The sequence below is a fragment of the Curvibacter sp. T50 genome (assembly GCF_057219955.1).
This window is the reverse complement of the sequence record NZ_JBXVVU010000002.1, coordinates 154,749-167,144: the sequence shown is the minus strand read 5'-3', so window position 1 is coordinate 167,144 and position 12,396 is coordinate 154,749. Positions and strand designations below refer to the sequence as shown.

15 protein-coding genes are annotated in these 12,396 nt (G+C 46.9%); all 15 read right to left on the bottom strand.

The features are described from left to right. Positions 1–53: 53 nt before the first annotated feature. From AC2EBU_RS10165 to rfbB, 15 genes are read right to left on the bottom strand one after another with little or no spacing between them, the layout of a single operon-like run. Complete coding sequence (locus tag AC2EBU_RS10165; RefSeq protein ID WP_484610307.1) at positions 54–695, bottom strand: hypothetical protein; 642 nt, start codon at positions 693–695, stop codon at positions 54–56. Positions 696–718: 23 nt separating this feature from the next. Further along, entirely contained in the window at positions 719–1,285 is a 567-nt protein-coding gene (gene gspM, locus AC2EBU_RS10160) for a type II secretion system protein GspM (RefSeq protein ID WP_484610306.1), read from the bottom strand. Beyond that, the gene (locus AC2EBU_RS10155) at positions 1,282–2,310 is read right to left on the bottom strand and encodes a PilN domain-containing protein (protein ID WP_484610305.1); all 1,029 of its coding nucleotides are present in this window, start codon (positions 2,308–2,310) and stop codon (positions 1,282–1,284) included. The genes gspM and AC2EBU_RS10155 overlap by 4 nt, the downstream gene beginning before the upstream one ends. Then, positions 2,307–3,197: a hypothetical protein gene (locus tag AC2EBU_RS10150; RefSeq protein ID WP_484610304.1), complete on the bottom strand. Its 891-nt coding sequence runs from the start codon at positions 3,195–3,197 to the stop codon at positions 2,307–2,309. Before AC2EBU_RS10150 ends, AC2EBU_RS10155 begins: the two co-directional genes overlap by 4 nt. Before the next feature lie 10 nt (positions 3,198–3,207). Then, positions 3,208–3,894 (bottom strand): prepilin-type N-terminal cleavage/methylation domain-containing protein, encoded by a 687-nt coding sequence (locus tag AC2EBU_RS10145; RefSeq protein ID WP_484610303.1) that lies wholly within the window; start codon positions 3,892–3,894, stop codon positions 3,208–3,210. Next, the gene (locus tag AC2EBU_RS10140) at positions 3,887–4,309 is read right to left on the bottom strand and encodes a type II secretion system protein (protein ID WP_484610302.1); all 423 of its coding nucleotides are present in this window, start codon (positions 4,307–4,309) and stop codon (positions 3,887–3,889) included. Before AC2EBU_RS10140 ends, AC2EBU_RS10145 begins: the two co-directional genes overlap by 8 nt. Next, complete coding sequence (locus tag AC2EBU_RS10135; RefSeq protein ID WP_484610301.1) at positions 4,287–4,775, bottom strand: prepilin-type N-terminal cleavage/methylation domain-containing protein; 489 nt, start codon at positions 4,773–4,775, stop codon at positions 4,287–4,289. The genes AC2EBU_RS10140 and AC2EBU_RS10135 overlap by 23 nt, the downstream gene beginning before the upstream one ends. An 8-nt stretch (positions 4,776–4,783) precedes the next feature. After that, positions 4,784–5,191, bottom strand: coding sequence for a type II secretion system major pseudopilin GspG (gene gspG / locus AC2EBU_RS10130; protein WP_484610300.1), 408 nt, complete (start codon positions 5,189–5,191; stop codon positions 4,784–4,786). 7 nt (positions 5,192–5,198) lie between these two features. Next, positions 5,199–6,455, bottom strand: coding sequence for a type II secretion system F family protein (locus AC2EBU_RS10125; RefSeq protein WP_484610299.1), 1,257 nt, complete (start codon positions 6,453–6,455; stop codon positions 5,199–5,201). Positions 6,456–6,465: 10 nt separating this feature from the next. Continuing rightward, positions 6,466–8,169, bottom strand: coding sequence for a GspE/PulE family protein (locus AC2EBU_RS10120; protein ID WP_484610298.1), 1,704 nt, complete (start codon positions 8,167–8,169; stop codon positions 6,466–6,468). Next, entirely contained in the window at positions 8,163–8,972 is an 810-nt protein-coding gene (locus tag AC2EBU_RS10115; RefSeq protein WP_484610297.1) for a glycosyltransferase, read from the bottom strand. The genes AC2EBU_RS10120 and AC2EBU_RS10115 overlap by 7 nt, the downstream gene beginning before the upstream one ends. Continuing rightward, positions 8,969–9,517 (bottom strand): dTDP-4-dehydrorhamnose 3,5-epimerase, encoded by a 549-nt coding sequence (rfbC, locus tag AC2EBU_RS10110; RefSeq protein ID WP_484610573.1) that lies wholly within the window; start codon positions 9,515–9,517, stop codon positions 8,969–8,971. Before rfbC ends, AC2EBU_RS10115 begins: the two co-directional genes overlap by 4 nt. Continuing rightward, a complete protein-coding gene (rfbA, locus tag AC2EBU_RS10105; RefSeq protein ID WP_484610296.1) occupies positions 9,517–10,401 on the bottom strand; it encodes a glucose-1-phosphate thymidylyltransferase RfbA in 885 nt (294 codons plus the stop codon). The genes rfbC and rfbA overlap by 1 nt, the downstream gene beginning before the upstream one ends. Then, complete coding sequence (gene rfbD, locus AC2EBU_RS10100; RefSeq protein ID WP_484610295.1) at positions 10,398–11,327, bottom strand: dTDP-4-dehydrorhamnose reductase; 930 nt, start codon at positions 11,325–11,327, stop codon at positions 10,398–10,400. Before rfbD ends, rfbA begins: the two co-directional genes overlap by 4 nt. Continuing rightward, on the bottom strand, positions 11,324–12,394 hold the full coding sequence (gene rfbB, locus AC2EBU_RS10095; protein WP_484610294.1) for a dTDP-glucose 4,6-dehydratase: 1,071 nt from the start codon (positions 12,392–12,394) through the stop codon (positions 11,324–11,326). The genes rfbD and rfbB overlap by 4 nt, the downstream gene beginning before the upstream one ends. Positions 12,395–12,396: the final 2 nt, after the last annotated feature.

The window sequence follows — 12,396 nt, the reverse complement described above, 5'->3', positions numbered from 1 at the left end:
CGCACAATGTTCTTCTATATGACATGTTAATCCTATGATCTTGACCCAAAAGGTCAATCGGTCACTGGTGGCAATCCGGCTTTTGCACGCACCTCATTTCGACGCCGCAAACGATCCCGCGCCTCGTCAGCCATAGCGCGCCGAGTGTCTTCCGCGGACGCAATGCCCTGACCCGTCGAGGCATTGCCGGTTGGCTCGCCAGGGGAATTCACGACCGAAGCATCATTTCCCGCTGGAGCGCCTGCGGCCTTCTTCAGGGATATCGTTCGCGTGTCACCACTGCGCTCGAACCGTGCTTCCCGTCCTTCGACTGCTGCGAGCGTCCAGTCACCAACACTTTCACCGGTGCGAACACGCCGCGTTTTCCCCTCGATACGCGCAATGAGCCCGCCACCGTCACCAGTGACGAAGATCCCAGAAATTTGTACGTTGTCGAGGACATCCGGCGGTGGCAGAGCAACAACTGAATCGACTGTCGGTACGGCTGAGGGAGGCCGCCGCTCCAAAGAGAACAACGGACGCTCAAGAACCACCAACGCAGCACCAATCGGGGCAGATTCCCAAGCAGGAGTCTTTTGAACCACATACGGAACATTCTGGCTTACTGGTGGGGTCCAGCGTGGCAGCAACAGGCGTCCGTCCGGCCCGATCCACTGAACAAGAAGTGTCGTTGAAATGGCAAAAAGCAAACCCACCAGAACTATGGTTGGCGACAATCTCATTGAAGTATCCGCTGAACGCTGATTTTCATGTTACCACTCATTCTTACGGGCTCCTTCGGTTTGATAGCACCTGCGCTTTGCAAACTCATCGAACGAACAAACAATCGCGGAGAATGACTGCTCAACGATTCAAGGGCATTGTAGATCTTCTCATAGGTTCCCTCTATTCGAATATCCAAGGTAACCTCCTCGACACCCCCGTCAGTCTTCACAGGCAATATGATGGTAGAAATGACCTCGACGCCCGTACCAAGAAGCATCGATTTGATGGCCTCCTGAAACTCATTGGAGAATTTATTTATGTCAATACTTGTAACATATAATCGCTTTTGTAGTTCAACATTTGTCTCAGCCAATGACTTTGAAAAGTCAGGACCCGAAACTTGCAGCGATTTTTGGCGAGAATAACGCACGTTGATCTGTTCAATCTCCTTCTCGATTCGTGAATTGAAATTGAACAATATATACCCCGGCACACCAATAAAAAATATGAGCACAAACATCGGGAGGATGAGCGCAGAAAACCGACTTATCGCAATTGCTTGAGTAGCAGGCACCATCATTTTCCTCCCGTCTTGACACTGGAGAGGCCCAAGATCAACTGAAACGTTTCACCCGACGCCCCTGGCGCTTTAGTGGCAGGAGCAATGGCTTTAACTTCAGCGATCTCAGGTTCGCTGCTCAACTTCGCCATCAGGCCCGCCGAATTTGGTGCTTGTCCATGTATCCGAATGCCCTCGGAAGAAGTCTCGATGCTATATAAAAAGGAATTATCTGGAAGCAACCGAGTAACGGTAGACAAAACTTCAATGGGAGGATAATACATTTTCGATCGTTGATCAAAAACCGAGATAAAGTCCTGCCGACTCAATAACTGCTCCCGCAATTTTTCTATTGGCAAGTTGTCTTTAGTAAGTTTCGAATATTGGACCTTGGCATCTTCTAGACGATACCAATTTTTGAGGACAGGAGTAACGGCCAAACCGTAATTAAGAACTAGAATAGCCAATAGCAACATGAAGTTAAATATCGTCCTACGCCTTATCGCCATTCTCAACTCCCCTCCCCCCTCCCAATCAGATTCAATCAACATTCCTTCGGGGGACTCAAACATCACTGCGGGTTCATTGCGAAAATAGGTAGAAGCAAACTTTTCCAACTCAGCCCTTACAAATGACTTCGAGGACAAATAGATGTTCACACGTTGGCAATTCGAACGATAATATGATATCCAATCTATCCCATACACCGTTTCCTGAACCTCAAACGGAGATTTCGTCATGTTCTCCAATTGAACCATTCGATCAACTTGATCGTCGGTGAGTCTATGTTTGATTTCCAACTGATAACATAAAACGACGCTATCGGGGAGTACGACAGCAGAGTATGAGGCTTTCTGCTTCGAGTCACCAGCAAGCCTCCCATTGGAATGAAGGCGATCATAGCGACCAACCAATTGCCCATCCTTGAATAGGGCAAACGGTACACGCCCTTTTAGAAAGCCAAATGAACGATAAACAGATGCCAGATAGAGGCCTAAGACTTTACCGAGAGAGCCTCTTTCCTTTATGCCCGTTATAGAACTCATCTGTTTATCCCTAATTCAACGCCCAATCCGGAATAAAATTGATAACTCCAATATTTACTCCAAGGTCTTTCATTACTCTCTCCACCAGAGCCGTAACCAATCCACCATACACGAACTGGTAACGCAGATTGCTTCGCATTAGCGTCGTCTCGAAGGGGCACAACTCTCGCAACGAACTTCCTGACCACAGAATCAGTGAAATTGAACCTACCAACAGACTCCAATTCCGGCATTGCGATATCTTGCTCTCGTCCCCGAATGAATTCCTCTGCAGCTCGTCGATCATTCCGGTATATGATAAGCAGTACATCAAGTGGCGCGGTTCTCAAATTCACCAAAGGACTTCCCTCTGTAGCTGCGAAAATCAAACCTTGGATTCGTTGAAAATAGGAATAACGCATACCTGGCACTTTCAACAAGTCTTCATTTACGGCAAACGAATATTTCGATCCCAATTCGCGGGTGGAAATTCTATAATCAACGACAGCCTTCGCCATTTTTGACGCAGAACTACTATCGAGGCCTGAACCATATTCAAAAAGATCAACCAGCAGAGCCTCGGACGCCAACTCAATATTAATCAGACCCGAACTTGAGAAAATCTCAACAAGAAAAGATCTACCTTCAAAGTCCCGTCTTACGGCCGAGTAAAGCGGAGGCACTATTTCATTACGCTGATTCAGGAGTTCGAATAGTCGCATTCTGATTACACTATCAGCTCCTGCCATCGCATGAAGAAGCTCCACATGGAAAGATTTCTCTTTCAACTCGTTCCGTTGAACAGATAATATAGAGTTAAGAAGCAATGCAAGGGAGGCTGCTATCCAAAGCACAGCAACCAAGACAAGTCCGGATTCACTTCTGTTACGACGTGACACAAGGGTCATTCGGGAGTACTCATTTCGCCGCCTCCCCACCAACTGAAAAAACGCCATCGCCATTCATTCCGAAGACTTTGGGCACCAAAACGATATCAGGCCATTCGCCCCATTGGAGAGCCACCTTAATTGTAATTCTCTTTATCCCGCTGGGATTTTCAATAAAGGCGAAATCATTCAGAACCTGGACCGAATCCTTGGATGCCTCGATTTCAATATCAAACTTCGATACATCGGAAAGGATCAAACGTCTCGTCCAAGAGTGCGGATCCGCATTGGTACGCTTCAAAAAGTCATCGCGCTGCGACGTTATCATGGAGAAATAAACGATTCCTCCCTTTTCTTTAGAAATGTCCTCTATCGCAACCTTCATACGATATAGACCACCAACACCTTCGCGCCCATGAAGATAACCTGTCCATTCGAGGCCGTGAACTTTGAATATAGTATGACTCTTATCAATATCCGGCTTTTTCACAACCGTGCCATTACTGAACAAAGTACCGAGTGTAGTTCGGAATAAGTTAGAGACGGCCCATGAAATCTCCCTTCGATCCGCGCCCCCCTTCACAATTCGTTCTAGCTGCCCGACGCCGAAAAGGGAACTTGTCAGTAACAACAATACCAAAGAAAGAACAGATATTGAAACAAGAACTTCAATTAACGTAAAACCACGAGGGCCGGTCGGCAAGCGTGGCTCAATCAAGCCATACAAACTTACCCCCAGGAAGTTTTTTCGCAATATGTAATTCAGCTACTGATAGAAATTTTGTTTGCATATCATTTTCGCCGCATTCCACTTCTACTGTGAGATGACATACCTCATAGTCTCGAACCGCAAAACTTCTTTGTGCATCACACCGCGCTTTCCAACTACATCCTGAATCAAACCCATCCTTTTGATTGCGCAGCACTTCGTGTGGGTGCACATTGGCGAGTACATTTCGCACAGTTTCGACATTGTTGGCACGGATATTCAGACTTTTCTCGGTTCTAGCAATATCTGCGCTTATTCGATAAAAAACACCTATAGAAGCCACAACGATCGCGAGCGCAACCAGGACCTCAACAAGGCTAAAACCTTTTCCCTGCTTCATATTATTGGCTATGAGCGTATCCATCCCTCTTTTCTGAAATAGCTCCGGTCAACCAATCGATCTCAATCCTTGCTGCTGCACCACTCTCTCTGATGAACACTATCGTTCCTCCAGTGGAGCCACCTTCCGGGAAGAAGTGAAATTCATGTTTCTTTGTACGCACTTCCCCAACGAGGCCACTGGTGACTTCAACCTTAATATTAGGCGGCAATGACTTTTTTTCCGAGATAGAAGTACCAAAGGTACCTTCTGAAACATCGAGCCAAAAATAGCTCGCACCACCATTTATCCTATTACTAACCATCCTTACCTGCTTCAAATCAGATATGACCTCCGATATCAGCGATTTGAACTGAACAGCATCCCGAAACCTCTCGTAGTAGCCCGGCACTAAAGCCGCAAAAACAGCGGCGATAGTAATGACGACAAGGAGTTCAATTAACGTAAACCCCAGTTGTATTCCTTTGTTGCCATCGAATGATACGCCCATGAAGAGAATCACCTGCTCTTAATATCAGCCGCCTCTCCCTCACCACCAACAACACCGTCGGATCCATGAGATATTATCTCTATGATCCCATTTTTGTTGGAATAGATAAATGCTTTACCCCACGGATCGTTCGGGACTTGTCCTTTAAGATACGGTCCATTCCAGCTATTTAAACCTTCAGGCTTTGTCGTCAATGCCGCCAATCCCTGTTCCGTCGATGGATAACGTCCGACATCAATTTTGTATATCTCTAGAGCTCGTTCAAAATCTGCTATTTGCACAACGGCGGTTTTCGATTTTGCGCCTCCAAGCTGATTTAAAACTCGAGGTCCGACCAAAGCAGCAAGCAATCCTAGTATTGCGAGCACAACCAAAAGCTCCACCAGGGTGAATCCGAGAGGATGATTAGATTTCATAGGTATATCAAACAGCAAATTCGTTAATTGAAAGTATCCCTAGCAGAATCGCAATAATAATTACCCCGACAATGATTCCTAGGAATAAAATCATCAAAGGCTCAATCAGCTGGAGAACTCTGCTTATCTTTGCATCAAATCGCAAAGAAAGAGTCTCAGCCATTTGATCACATGCGGATTGTAACCTTCCAGTTTCCTCGCCGACTCTGATAAGTCCGATCGTCACGCTATCAAAGGCATTTGTACCTGCGAGGCAACTTGAAAATATCTTTCCTTCTCTTAGTTCCTTCGTTATAGATCCCAACGTTGTCCGAAGTTCAGAATCACTGATGCTCAGCAGAGATGTTTCGAAGGCTCTTGGCAACGACAAACCGGATTTCAACAGACTTCCTAGTGCACTCAGGAAAATGGCACAATTATATTGGTTGATCGCAGAACGAATAATGGGAATTCGTCGAGCATATTTCGCAAGCACTTCTTTCCAATTATTGACGTTAAAAAATCGAGGTGCGAAAGCTACGAATAGACAAAGAACGATGACAATCTCAAGAAAATTTGCGCGCATTGCCGAAGAAATAGCCATCGCACTGACTGTAAGAAACGGCAACTTATCGCCCATGCCTTTGAAGATATCCTCAAATTGAGGAAGCACGAAGCCAAACATCAACACGACAGACAAAATTGCGATAAACGCAAGAATAGATGGATAGATGAGCGACGAGACAAGTTTCGACCTCATCACCCGACGCCGAACCAAATGTTGGTCTATTCGTTCAAAGGCACCAAGCATATCTCCGGACAACTCGCCGCCGCGAACCATTCCTAAAAAGAATGAATCCTCGAATCCCAGTCGTTCAAAGGATTCAGAAAGGGATATACCCGAGCGAATTTTCTTTTCTAGTTCTGAAAGCAACGCTTGCTTTTCGGTATCGCCTTCCGCTTCACACAATATTCTGATCGCTTTGGCAAGATGAACACCCCCACGGGTAAACAATGCCATTTGGCTAACAAAGCCCTCCAAAAACGCCTGTTTAGTCGCCTTAGGCTTCTGAGTAAAGAAGCTCCTGAAGCTTCCATTCGCTCCTTTCAATTTCCTTCTATGCCTGGGATCCTCTGGTTTCTCTAATGCTTCAGCGACCCGCAGTTCTAACACAGTAAGTTCACGATTTTTCAATTCGACGAGGGCCTGCGCAGCTGTCTGACTATCAATAAATCCAGCTACTCTCTCAGCCGCTGAATCGAGTGCGACAAAGACATAATTCACAGATCTGCCCTCAATCCATGCCGGAGCGAACGACCTCTTCAAGCGTCGTAAGCCCGGCTCTCACTTTCTCTAATCCGTCTATGAACAAAGTTCGATGACCTTTCGTCCTTAATACTTCTTCGAACTCAACGGTGTCGATATCTTTCGACAACATGGAACGGACCAAATCGTCAACCACAATCAACTCACTAATTACTGTCCTTCCTCTATAGCCCTTCTGCGCACAATGTTTGCAACCGACGGCCTTGAAAAAGGTCCCCCCTGTCAAATCCAGATCACCGTATTTTTGATAAAGATCCGAAACTTCAAGTTCGTTTATCGGGGCCTTACATTTGTCACACAGAACACGGATCAACCTCTGGGAAAGTACTCCAATTAGCGAAGATGAAATTAAATAATGTGGAATACCAAGATCTTTCAGCCTAACTATCGCGGAAGCGGCAGTATTAGTGTGCAGGGTGGACAGTACAAGGTGTCCGGTTAAAGCGGCTTGCGTAGCAATCTGAGCTGTTTCGGAGTCTCTCATCTCACCAACAAGAATCACATCTGGATCTTGCCGAAGAATTGAGCGTAGAGCGCGACCAAATGTCAAATTGATACTAGCCTGTATCTGTATCTGGTTAATTCCCTCAAGCTGATACTCGACGGGATCTTCGATCGTTATAACTTTCAGCTTAGAAGAATCAAAGGCTGACAACGCAGCATACAGGGTCGTAGTCTTCCCCGAACCCGTAGGGCCGACGACCAAAATTATTCCGTGTGGACTACTCAATAGTCGGCGAATTTCACCTTCCCTCGTAAGGTTGAATCCAATCGATCCGAGCTGAACTCGCATTCTTGATTTGTCCAACGCACGCACGACAAGACTCTCCCCGGTCACTGTCGGTATTATCGAAACCCTAAGATCGAGGTCATTCCCTTTAATTTTGCTTTGAATTCTGCCGTCTTGGGGAAGCCTGCGTTCGGCAATGTCCAAACCCGCCAAGAGTTTAATTCTCGATACCACCGCCATAGACAATGACTGTGGCACCTCTCCCGCCACTTGGATTTCTCCGTCCACACGGAACCGATAAACAAGCCCTCGATTCATTGCTTCGATGTGAAGGTCAGATGCCCCTCGCTCCACGATTCCGTTGAAGAGATCAGACACCATCTTAATTACTGGCGCCTCACTCGCTATATCCTTGAGATGGCTGCGAAAATCCGCGTCTTGCCCGTTCTCAAGCGAACTAACTTCTTGATCCGAAACCCGACTTTCACTATCAAGCTGAATAAGCTTTTCAATTCTTCCTAACGCTCCGACATTTATTTCAACGGTCGCAGAAGATGCAACTTCGATCGCGCGTAGAACGAATTTTGCAGACGGATCTGCGACAAGGACTCGCAAAATAGAGCCGTCAAACGAAAGAGGAACCACATTATTGATACGCAAAAAATCGCGGCTAATACCGGAAATTTCGTTGCTCGCGTATTCAAGTTCATCACCATCGAGATACTCAAGACCGTGAATGTCGGCAAGGACGCGCGCAACGACGTCGTCGCTCATTATTCCGATCTTCACACAAGCAATGGCCAAACCAGCTCGTAGACCGGCTTTCGCAAGAACAGCCTTCTCTAAATTGGCCTCGCTTATATGGTTGCCACGAATTGCAGATTCTGCGAACTTTTTCTCATCATCCGTAAGATCAACGCTGAGAAAATCGGGAATTACCATCTGGACGCCAATCTATACTTCTCTTCATCCGGAAATTTGATAGGTAATTTTCCTTTAGCTCTCTTCGATTTGTATTCACGATAGACCGTAGAATTCCAAAGTACCCACAAACTTTCGATATGCCATAACAAATGCGACACCTTTCTTCGACTCGCATGCCGAGCCTCATGTTCTACTGTAGTGCCTTGGCAAACCTTCAAAATGTAACCAGATAATGCCAATCGAAGACATATATCTACATCCTCACAATACATGAAAAACTTCGTATCAAAGCCTCCAAGCTCCTGATAAACCTCGGCAGGAAAAAGAAGAAAGGCGCCATTTACCCACTCATTACCGCTAGGTGTTTTTCTGTGATTCTTTATACCATATCTTCGAAAAAGCGCTCTTAGACTTGGTATCTCCCGAGAGTGATTTCTTGGAACCCTGTCACCATTCATATGCAACGGATATACACAACCTACTGACCGGTTATCGAATTCTTTAATCAGCGATGGGAAAGGGTCGCGTGGCAGTCGGATATCCGGATTTACCACACAAAAATACTTGGAGGAACAGTATCCAAACGCCTGATTGTGATTCGCTCCATAGCCGAGTGGTGCCTTATTCTTGATGATTGTCAGCTTAAAAGGCCATTCTCTCGCTTCAATCCACTGACTCAATTGACCTTCCGGAACATTGAGTGTAACAATGACTTCGCTTACACTAGCAGAGGCAAAAGCTGCGAGATCACTCAAAAAATGAGGAATTTCCTCACCATGCTCGTGACTTACCACAGAGATTGTGACCTCAGGCGCTTTCAATCAAACTTCTCCGCAGCTTTAAAGGTCACACCTTGCCTATCCTTATTCGATACGAAGATTTCACGATGTTGAAGCGGCCAAGAAATATTCAAATCAGGATCATCCCAAGCGATACATCGCTCGGCACTGCTGTTGTAATAGTCTGTCGTCTTGTAGAGAAATTGGGCTTCGGGGCTCACAACCAAGAAGCCATGGGCCAGGCCTGGCGGAACCCACAATTGTTTCATATTTTCGCCAGACAGATACGTGCCATAGCACTTTCCATATGTTCTTGACGAGACCCTTAAATCAACAACTACGTCATAGACCTCGCCAGAAACCACACGAACCAGTTTCCCTTGAGGATTCTCTATCTGATAATGCATACCTCGCAACACGCCTCTGCGGCTGTAGCTGTGGTTATCTTGAACGAAATTGTGACTCTTGCCAATGACTGCAGATAAATCTCGCAGGTTAAAACTTTCAAGAAACCAACCACGATTGTCCTCGAATTTTTTCGGGACTATTTCGTAAACCCCCTGTAATGGAACACTGACCACATTCATCATGCCCGCCTCTCAGAAAGAAGGCGATTTAGATAGCTGCCATAACCATTATTCTTCATTTTGAGAGCCAAGGCAGCCAACTGCGAACTATCGATGAAGTTGTTTCGCCATGCAATCTCTTCAAGACATGCAATTTTAAGTCCTTGCCGATGTTCCAGTGTTGCAATGAACTGACTTGCCTCCAGCAAACTATCATGCGTTCCAGTATCTAACCATGCGTAACCACGTTGCATTATCTGAACGTTCAAACATCCAGCCTCCAAGTACGCTTGATTAACCGCCGTGATTTCCAACTCACCACGCGCACTTGGTTTTACGGATTTTGCTATGTCAACCACTTTCTCATCATAGAAGTACAAACCAGTAACAGCATAACTGCTCTTAGGTATAACTGGCTTTTCTTCGATTGTGGCCGCCTTTCCATGTCCGTCAAATGAGACGACGCCATATCTACTTGGATCATTCACATGATAAGCAAATACTGTAGCGCCTCTCTCACACGAATCGGCACTCCTCAGCAACCGAACAAAATCATGCCCGTAGTATATATTATCACCCAATACCAACGCGCTAGGCGATCCATTTAGGAATTTCTCACCTATCGTGAAGGCTTGAGCAAGTCCCTCGGGCTTATCTTGAACCGCGTATTCTATTTCTATGCCCCATTGCGAGCCGTCTTTAAGCAGCATACGAAATCTATCAATATCTTCGGGGGTACTTATCAGTAGAATTGAGCGTATATTTGCCAGCATCAGTGTGCTGAGAGGATAATAAATCATTGGCTTGTCATAAACAGGCAGCAGTTGTTTACTCATCGCCAACGTCGCGGGATGCAGCCTTGTCCCTGCACCACCCGCGAGCACAATTCCTTTTCTTCTAGTCATTCTGTCTCTTCATTGATTTCTATAACACCAATCTCTGACATCATTCGGACCACTCCCACGCGCCAGTCAGGAGAGTATATGTTGTAGTGATCCTTGATTTTTCTTGTGTCGAGCCGGGAGTTAAGTGGCCTTTTCGCTTTTTGCCGATATTTCTCGCTGCTGATTGCGGTCAGTTCGCTGCTGGGGCCATTCATTGTCTTTTCTCCGAACTCCTCCAGTGTTTCAACTATGAATTTCGCATAATTAAACCACGAAGTTTCCCCTGCAGCAGCCAAATTGAATACCTCTTTTACCTCCGACAGACTTCTTCGCTCTACATGCGTCTTTATGAGCATGCTAGTTACATCAGCAATATATTCAGCACTCGTCGGTGATCCAATTTGATCATCAATGATACGCAACGGCTTCCTTTCTTTCAAAAGCCGCAGAATTGTCTTTGGAAAGTTATTTCCTTTGGCAGAATAAATCCAACTGCTTCGCAATATAATGTGGCTTGTCCCGCTTTCAGCGCACGCCTTTTCTCCGTCCATTTTGCTACTCCCGTAGACATTTAGCGGCTGGAGCGGATCTGTTTCTTTCCATGGGCGATCACCTTCTCCACTGTAGACATAGTCCGTAGAGTAGTGGATTAGTAATGCACCGGCCATCTTTGCGGAGGTACTTATCGTTTGCACGGCGTCAGTATTGATTTTTCGGCAAAGTCCCGCTTCATCTTCCGCTTGATCGACGGCGGTGTACGCTGCTGCGTTGACGATGACGGTTGGCTTTACTTCATCTATCGTCCTTCGCAATCCCTCGATATCCGTCAGGTCGCCACAAAGACGCTTGGACGTCCTCGTCAGTGCTACGACCATGCCCAAAGGGGCAAGGCTTCGCTGCAGTTCCCAGCCGAGCTGCCCTTTGCTTCCGAACAGAAGAATTTTCATTGCCGTTCGAGCTTCTGATAGTGGAGATTGATCCATTCCCGATATGCACCTGACTGGACTCTAGAGACCCATTCGGGATGTTCCAGGTACCACCGAACGGTCTCACTCAATCCCCTATCAAAGCTTGTCTCTGGCACCCACCCCAATTCCCGCCGAATCTTCGTGGCATCGATTGCATATCGGCGATCGTGTCCGGCCCGGTCGGTCACATAAATGATCTGTTCGGCATAGGGACGTCCATCTGGTTTTGGACGTTCCTGGTCCAGGAGAGCGCAGATCTCTACGACGATTTCGTGATTTGTTCGCTCACAATTTCCCCCTATGTTATAGGTCTCACCAGGCTTGCCACGGGACAACACGGTCATGATCGCGCTGCAGTGGTCGCGTACATAAAGCCAATCTCGCACCTGCTTCCCATCGCCGTAGATTGGCAGTGGACGGCCCTGCAATGCATTGACGATCATCAATGGGATCAACTTCTCGGGGAAATGGTAGGGCCCATAGTTGTTCGAGCAATGTGTGGTCAGTGTAGGGAGACCATAAGTGTGGTGGTACGCCCGTACCAGATGATCACTTGACGCCTTGCTCGCGCTGTAGGGACTGTTGGGCTGATATGGATGAGTCTCGGTAAAAGCAGGAGCAGCATCAGAGAGACTTCCGAAGACCTCATCAGTTGAAACGTGCAGGAATCTGAAATCGAGACGGGCCTGTTCAGGCAGCGACTCCCAATGCTTCCGGACCCCCTCGATCAGGTTGAACGTATCAGAGATATTCGTCTGAATGAAGTTTGCGGGACCGCGAATTGACCGGTCGACGTGGCTTTCGGCCGCGAAATTGACCACAGCTCGAGGCTTCGTTGCCTCCAAAAGCCTCGCCACCAATTCGGAGTCACCGATGCCGCCGAGCACGAACCGATACCTGGGATCTTCACAGACCGCGACAAGATTCTCCAGGTTGCCCGCGTACGTCAACTTGTCGAGGTTGATGACGGGCTCATCGTGATCCCGCAACCATGCCAGAATAAAGTTCGATCCGATGAATCCAGCGCCTCCGGTAACAAGAATCATCT

Excerpts from the sequence above, each read along its gene's own strand:
- rfbD (WP_484610295.1), bottom strand. The coding sequence starts at position 11,327 with ATGAAAATTCTTCTGTTCGGAAGCAAAGGGCAGCTCGGCTGGGAACTG.
- rfbB (WP_484610294.1), bottom strand. The coding sequence starts at position 12,394 with ATGATTCTTGTTACCGGAGGCGCTGGATTCATCGGATCGAACTTTATT.
- rfbA (WP_484610296.1), bottom strand. The coding sequence starts at position 10,401 with ATGACTAGAAGAAAAGGAATTGTGCTCGCGGGTGGTGCAGGGACAAGG.
- AC2EBU_RS10155 (WP_484610305.1), bottom strand. The coding sequence starts at position 2,310 with ATGAGTTCTATAACGGGCATAAAGGAAAGAGGCTCTCTCGGTAAAGTC.
- AC2EBU_RS10140 (WP_484610302.1), bottom strand. The coding sequence starts at position 4,309 with ATGGATACGCTCATAGCCAATAATATGAAGCAGGGAAAAGGTTTTAGC.
- AC2EBU_RS10150 (WP_484610304.1), bottom strand. The coding sequence starts at position 3,197 with ATGACCCTTGTGTCACGTCGTAACAGAAGTGAATCCGGACTTGTCTTG.
- AC2EBU_RS10120 (WP_484610298.1), bottom strand. The coding sequence starts at position 8,169 with ATGGTAATTCCCGATTTTCTCAGCGTTGATCTTACGGATGATGAGAAA.
- gspG (WP_484610300.1), bottom strand. The coding sequence starts at position 5,191 with ATGAAATCTAATCATCCTCTCGGATTCACCCTGGTGGAGCTTTTGGTT.
- rfbC (WP_484610573.1), bottom strand. The coding sequence starts at position 9,517 with ATGAATGTGGTCAGTGTTCCATTACAGGGGGTTTACGAAATAGTCCCG.
- gspM (WP_484610306.1), bottom strand. The coding sequence starts at position 1,285 with ATGATGGTGCCTGCTACTCAAGCAATTGCGATAAGTCGGTTTTCTGCG.
- AC2EBU_RS10135 (WP_484610301.1), bottom strand. The coding sequence starts at position 4,775 with ATGGGCGTATCATTCGATGGCAACAAAGGAATACAACTGGGGTTTACG.